Source organism: Fulvivirga aurantia, from assembly GCF_009711475.1.
GTDB classification, from domain to species: Bacteria; Bacteroidota; Bacteroidia; order Cytophagales; family Cyclobacteriaceae; genus Fulvivirga; species Fulvivirga aurantia.
On the sequence record NZ_SMMD01000328.1, the window covers coordinates 1 to 1,770 of the forward strand.

General features: G+C 38.5%; 3 protein-coding genes. All 3 read left to right on the forward strand.

All coding sequences use genetic code 11. The features are described 5' to 3' along the window. Positions 1-243 (forward strand): hypothetical protein (locus E1176_RS20340; protein WP_185152540.1); only part of this gene is annotated, 243 nt, incomplete at its 5' end. Beyond that, positions 215-940 (forward strand): tetratricopeptide repeat protein, encoded by a 726-nt coding sequence (locus tag E1176_RS01525; RefSeq protein WP_155208816.1) that lies wholly within the window; start codon positions 215-217, stop codon positions 938-940. The genes E1176_RS20340 and E1176_RS01525, both read left to right, overlap by 29 nt. Further along, a partial coding sequence (locus tag E1176_RS01530; protein WP_155208817.1) for a glycosyltransferase occupies positions 937-1,770 on the forward strand: 834 nt, incomplete at its 3' end. The genes E1176_RS01525 and E1176_RS01530, both read left to right, overlap by 4 nt.

A 1,770-nucleotide genomic window follows, 5' to 3' on the forward strand; every position in this document is an offset into this window, starting at 1 on the left:
TACCGCACTGTAAAACAAGTAAAGCCTCTCAATCGAAACAGGTTTTATGACCGCAAGAAAGATAAACATGCCAAGCGTACGCATATGGTGAAGAGGAAATCGCTTGTAAGGTCACCAGAAATAAAACCTCCGAGAAAAAAGAAAAAAAAGAGTAAGCCAACTAAAGACATACCAAGCGACAGCACGCAGCAAGTACTGCCAAACAAAGTAGAAAATGAGTCAGACAGCACAGGATCTTTTTGAGCAAGGTGTCCTAAAATGTAAAGCAGAGCAATTCGCAGAAGCAATTGATTGCTTTAACAATGCATTGAACCTAGCCCCTAACGAACCAAAAATCTTATATAATAGAGCCAAAGCTTATTTTAGAATTCAAGATTTTGGCAAAGCTATTGATGACTTTTCTGCATTAATTATACAAGAACCCAACAATGCATTTTACTTGAGTGAAAGAGCAGTAGCCTACCACTTGATGGATAATAATGAAGCTGCACTTAGTGATCTTGACAAAGCTGTAGCCTTAGAGCCAACCAAGCCTTTTAGGTACTCTAGTCGAGCGTTTATAAAAGAGCGGGCCGGTGACCTCAAAGGAGCAATCGCAGATTATGAAAAAACAATTGCGCTTGACCCAGATGATGCCATAGCATATAACAATAAAGGCCTTGTTGAAGAAAAACTTGGTTACAAAGAAAAGGCTAAAAAAAGCTTCGGCAAGGCAGACAGTTTAGACCCTGCAAAAAAGAAAACTAAAGAACCAACTGGACGAAAAAGTTTAAACCCAGAAAAGAAAGTCACAGACAGTAAAAAACCCGAATCTACAGATGAGAAACAACACAAACTGACTGTAAAATCTTATCTAAGGCTTGTAAAAGATGTATTCACATCTAAAAAAGAGAGAAAGGAATTTAAGCAATTCATCAAACAGTTTCTTTCTAAAAAGTGACAAAGCCTCTGGTTTCGATACTCATGAGTGTGTTCAATGGCGAGCAAACTCTTAATAGGTGTATTGACAGCCTACTTAATCAATCTTATCAGCATTTCGAATTTATTATTGTAAATGACGGCTCTGCTGATAACACAAAAGATATACTGCAGAGCTACAGTGACCAAAGGTTAAAAATCTATGATTTACCACATATAGGACTCGTCAAGGCACTAAACTTTGGGTTAGAGAAGTGCCGCGGTAAGTATATTGCCAGAATGGATGCAGACGATTATTGTCATCCGAATAGACTCGAAAAGCAAGTAGATTATCTTGAAAAGCATATTAGTGTGGACGTTATCTCCTGCCTGGTGACTTATGCCGGTAATCGTAATAAGCAACTCGGATATGCCTTACATGTCGATTGGATGAATGAACTCACTAGCCACGAGGATATAGTCCTTAAAAGATTCCAAGACTCACCATTGGCAAATCCATCTTGTATGTTTAGAAGCAGGCTGATATCTGAATACGGCAATTATTCAGAAGATGATATCCCGGAAGATTATGAATTTTGGCTGAGACTCCTTCATCACAATAGACGCTTTGCTAAGATTGAAGAACAGCTCTTCTTTTGGTCTGACTTGCCTACCAGATTGACCCGGAACAGCTCTAATTATGATCAGGATGCATTCTATAAGGTAAAAACGAAATATTTAGCGATGTGGATAGAGGACTCCTTCACTAGCATGCCTGAGATTTTCATATTTGGGACTGGCAAGTCAGTATATGCTAAAACCAAATTCTTCAATGATCACGGATTGTCAATCAGTGGATTTGTTGAGGTAAAA

Bases quoted from the DNA above. Each gene is read 5' to 3' on its own strand.
- E1176_RS01525 (WP_155208816.1), top strand. From the start codon at position 215: ATGAGTCAGACAGCACAGGATCTTTTTGAGCAAGGTGTCCTAAAATGT.